The sequence below is a fragment of the Dietzia sp. SLG310A2-38A2 genome, from assembly GCF_014145095.1.
GTDB lineage: Bacteria > Actinomycetota > Actinomycetes > Mycobacteriales > Mycobacteriaceae > Dietzia.
In genome coordinates this window covers 1-4524 of sequence record NZ_JAALDX010000342.1, presented here as the reverse complement: position 1 = coordinate 4524, position 4524 = coordinate 1, and the positions used below count along the sequence as shown (strand labels likewise).

Below are 4524 nucleotides of genomic sequence, written 5' to 3'. Positions count from 1 at the left end.
TTCGACCGCGTCCGTGGATCTGCTCGCGCCCGAGGACGCGGACCTGGTCTACGTCATCGCGCCCATGGCCTCGGCGCCCGGCGTCCGCGTGCCCGGTCCCGGCGGCCGGATCGAACACCGCCTGATCCGACGGCCGATGTCGGCGGGACTGGCCGCCGAGATCGCGACCGTCCGCGCGAGGGGCACCACGGTGGTCCCGATCCTGCCGACGGCCGTCGACCTCGCGGGGCTGGGCGCCCACTTCATGAGCAGTACCCGCCGGGTGGCGGCGTTCGAATACTCGATGAGGACCGCTCCGGACACCGTCCGCATCGCACTGTCCGACGCCGACGTGGGAGCGTGACCCCGGCCCGACGACGCGTCAGCGGGCCGCCCGCCGGGTGACCGGCCGGGACCCGTCACCGAAATCTGGGTCAGGGAGACGGCGTCCGGGATCCGCGAGCCCCACCTGGTGCCCGTCCAACGAGAGCCGCCGCATGGACTCGAGCAGCATGCGGCGCGCGCTCGCGTTGACCGAGGAGACCCGACTCAGGTCGAGGGTCACCTCACCGTCACCCGGCGGGATCTCCGCCAGCCGGCGCAACACCTGCTCGGCGCTCGCGAAGGTCATGGGCCCCTGGAGGCGGAAGGTGCGCCTACCGGTGATCTCGTCGAACCGCACCGAGCGGACGGCCTCCACCTCGGTGACCGTGGTGTTCATCAGGTGGAGTTCCAGATCGCGCGAGAGCCGCTCGAATGTCCGGACCCCCTCGACACTGTGGCCGTGTTCGTCGAGCCGTGGGGAGAAGACCCCGAGCCCCACCTGGCCGGGCAGGGCGCCGAAGATCCCGCCGGACACCCCGCTCTTCGCGGGGATCCCGACGGTGGACATCCAGTCGCCGGCCGCGTCGTACATCCCGCACGTGGCCATGACCGCCAGCACCTGCCGTGCCACGGGCGCGGAGACGACACGCTCACGGGTGACGGGGTTGACCCCGCCGGTCGCCAGGGTCACGGCCATCACCGCCAGGTCGCGGACGGTCACCCGGTAGGCGCACTGGCGGGTGTAACCGCGCACGGCCTCGTCGGGGTCGCCTTCAATGATCCCGCTGGCCCGGACCAGGTTGGCCATCGCCCGGTTCCGGAACGCCGTGCGCAGCTCGGAGTTCATGACGGACGCGTCCACCTCCAGGCTCCGGCCGGCGAACGACGACAACCCGGCGGCCAGCGCCTCGTCACGCTCGTCCTCGCTCGCACCGACCGGCCCGACGAGGGTGTGGGTGGTGATGGCTCCGATGTTGATCATCGGGTTCCGTGGCCTGCCGCTGACCCTCTCCAGGGAGATCTGGTTGAACGCGTCGCCGGACGGCTCCACGGCCACCTTCTCCAGAACCGCCTCGATCCCGCGGTCGCGCAGTGCCAGTGCGTAGGCGAACGGCTTGCTCATCGACTGGATGGTGAACTCGGCGTCCGCGTCACCGGCGGTGTAGACGACGCCGTCCATGGTGCACGCGGCCACGGCGAACCGGTCCGGGTCCACCGCGGCCAGCTCGGGTATGTAATCGGCGAGCCGACCGTCCGCGCCCGTCGAACACAGGTCGCGGATCTCGAGTAGATAGTCAGGTACCGGGGTCTGCACGACCTCAGGGTGTCACGGAGCCGACCGGTCGCGCGCGCCGACGAGGCGCCGGGTGGGATCGGTCAGACGTCGTCGAGGTTAACTCCACTACAACAATCCGGTCTCACCGGTTTCTTCTTACCTCGGCATCCCCCCACACTGGGGTTACCCCCGACCCAAGACGAAAGGTTGCTCATGAAGCGGACGATCGCAGTAACGGGAGCCATCGGCCTCGCAGTGTTTATGGGAGCGTGCGGCACGGACGACACGGCCGACGACACCACCACCACTGAAGAGACCGTGATGACCACGGAGACGACCACCGAGGAGATGACCGAGGAGGAGATGACGGAGGAGCCGGCGGCCACCGGCAACATCGTCGAGACCGCGATGGCCGCGGACGACTTCACCACCCTCACCCAGGCGCTCGAGGCCGCCGGCCTGGTGGAGACCCTCGAGGGTCCCGGCCCCTTCACGGTGTTCGCTCCGACCGACGAGGCCTTCGCGGCGCTGCCGGATGGCCAGCTCGACGAGCTCCTCGCCGATCCCACCGGTGACCTGGCCCAGATCCTGCAGTTCCACGTGATCGACGGCGAGGTCATGGCCGAGGACGTCATGGGGATGGACGGCGAGATGGTCGAGACCCTCCAGGGCGCCGAGTTCACCGTCGAGGTCGAGGGCGAGACCGTCACCCTGGTGGACGGCGCGGGTAACCGCATCACCGTCATCCAGACCGACGTGCCCGCCACCAACGGCGTCATCCACGCCATCGACGGGGTCATGATGCCCCCGGCCTGAGGCAGATGACAGGGCTACGCCCCGGCTCGACCCGTCAGGGGTCAGGCCGGGGCGTTCCTCGCTCTCGGGCGGCCCTCTTACACCCACCAGGACACTGGACGGTCGTCCAGTCCGGCAGCCGTGTCAGGTCTCGTCGTAGCGCTTGAGATCCCGGGTCGCCGGCCCCTCGATCAGTTCGCCGCACGCCGAGAACCGCGAACCGTGCCACGGGCAGTCCCACGACCGCTCGGCCTCGTTCCAACTCAGCGCGGCGCCCATGTGCGGGCACAGGAGCCCGACCTTGCAGGTCTGGCCGTCGTCCCCGGTCGCCTCGCCGATCGGCCGGAGGGTCGGCCGAGGAGGACACACGGTCGCCTGAGCGGCGGTGGCCGCGAGCTGCACCGGGAGGTCCGCGTACAGCGAGACCGCGGTACGCAGGACTCCCGTGACCGAGGGCTTGCCAAAGGAGACCCGTGGATCACGCCCGCTGAGCCGGTCCACCATGATGCCCGCCGCCGCCGGTGCGCCCGTGAGTCCCCACTTGCTGTACCCGCCGGCGAAGTGCACCCGACCCTTCCCCCACGGCATGGGGCCGGACTTGGGCAGCAGCGTGACCGGGTGGAAGTCCTGCGCGGACCAGCCGTGGGTGAACTCGGCACCGGGGAAGTGCTTCGCGGCGTACTCGCGCAGCGAGTCGATCTTGGATTCGGTGCCCGCGGCCGTTCCGGTGCGGTGACCGTTTCCGCCCACGAGCAGGACCTCGCGGTCGCCCACGGGCACCGTCCGCAGGGAACGGACCGGGCTCTCGACAGAGCCGTACATCCCCTCCTGCAGACCACCGGGGTACTCGAACGCGCACAGGTAGGACCGCTCGGCCTCCATCGACGCCACGGTGGGGCCACGGTCCAGTGCCGGGGACGCGGTGGCCAACACGACGTCCCGCGCCGTGCAGGTGCCGCCGTCGCTGCGCACCTCCACGTGGGCGTCCCCGTCGTCGCCCCGCACATCCAGTCCCGTCACGCGGGAGTGTTCGATGATCCGGACACCGAGCGCCGTCGTGGCGCGGACCAGCGCCGCGAGCGCCTCGACGGGGTCGAGCTGCATCTGGTCGGGCAGCTCCACGGCCGCCCGGGCGGGGAACGGCACGTCGATCCGGTCGTACCACCGGGCGGGCAGGCCGAGGGCGTCGAGGGTGCGCTTCTCCGACCGCAGGGTGCTGGTCCCCTTGAGGCTGCGCGAGAAGGTCACCGCCCGGGGCCGCTGCACGTCCACCCCGTGGGACCCGCAGAACTCCGCCCACCAGTCCAGGCCGTACTGGTTGGCCTCCGCGTAGGCGCGGGCGGTCTCGAGTCCGTGGTGCGAGCGGATCGTCGACAACCGGGTCCCCTGCAGGACCGAGACCTTGGCCGTGGTCGAACCGCTGGCGCCGGCGCCCACGGTGTGGGCCTCCAGCACCACCACGGAGCTGCCCCGGGCGGCCGCGATCAGGGCGGTGATCAGACCGGTGAAACCCGCCCCCACCACCACGATGTCCACGTGCTCACCCTCGGGGAACTCTGCCACCGGGGGATCGATCGTCGTGCGTCGCCAGAATGATGTGCCCATCGTGCGTCTCCTCTGAGCTCGGTACGAACCTCGCGGTCACTGTAAGGCCGCACACCTCGGCTCGCACCCGCTGCGGATCACCGCCCCGGCGGGAGTCGAGACGGTGTGGCCGGGTCCTGACCCCCTGACGACTAGCCTGTCGCGGGTCCGGCGCTGTCGATCACGCCGCGCAGTCCCGCGGCGAACTCCCCCGCGTCGCGCGCCACGAGCCGCGAGTAGCTCAGCACCAGCCCCGACACCACGTGATGCGCGGACTGCCCGCTCAGCGACCGCGTACGCCAGCCGGCCCGCTCGAGCTCGCGCACCACCTCGTCGTCGTCATATCCCGGCAGCAACACACACAGATGCAACCCGGCCTCTACACCTGTAACGTCGAGCCCCGGACACTCCCGCGCGAGCGCAGCCACCAGGTGATGGCGCCGGTCGCTGTACACCCGCGCCGCCCGGGCCAGGTGACGGTCCATCGCACCGGAGGCGATGAACGCGCCCATCGCCTCGGCGGACAGGGTCGACGGTCCGCGCCGGTGCACGACGAGCCAGCGGTC

General features: G+C 70.8%; 3 protein-coding genes and 2 pseudogenes. 2 read left to right on the top strand and 3 right to left on the bottom strand.

Annotated elements, in window-relative coordinates; genetic code table 11:
* A pseudogene (locus tag G6027_RS12350) lies at positions 1-343 on the top strand (patatin); the annotation flags it as partial.
* An 18-nt stretch (positions 344-361) separates the two neighbouring features.
* Here G6027_RS12350 and G6027_RS12345 read toward each other — a convergent pair.
* Complete coding sequence (locus G6027_RS12345; RefSeq protein ID WP_182637438.1) at positions 362-1618, bottom strand: glutaminase; 1257 nt, start codon at positions 1616-1618, stop codon at positions 362-364.
* A 282-nt stretch (positions 1619-1900) separates the two neighbouring features.
* Here G6027_RS12345 and G6027_RS12340 point away from each other — a divergent pair, with 282 nt between their 5' ends.
* Entirely contained in the window at positions 1901-2395 is a 495-nt protein-coding gene (locus G6027_RS12340; protein WP_241727080.1) for a fasciclin domain-containing protein, read from the top strand.
* Between the two features lie 123 nt (positions 2396-2518).
* Here G6027_RS12340 and G6027_RS12335 read toward each other — a convergent pair whose 3' ends face one another.
* Both G6027_RS12335 and G6027_RS12330 read right to left on the bottom strand, forming a co-directional pair.
* Positions 2519-3979 carry an FAD-dependent oxidoreductase gene (locus G6027_RS12335; RefSeq protein WP_182637436.1) on the bottom strand — a complete coding sequence of 487 codons (1461 nt, stop codon included), beginning with the start codon at positions 3977-3979 and terminating at the stop codon, positions 2519-2521.
* Positions 3980-4110: 131 nt separating this feature from the next.
* A pseudogene (locus G6027_RS12330) lies at positions 4111-4524 on the bottom strand (PLP-dependent aminotransferase family protein); the annotation flags it as partial.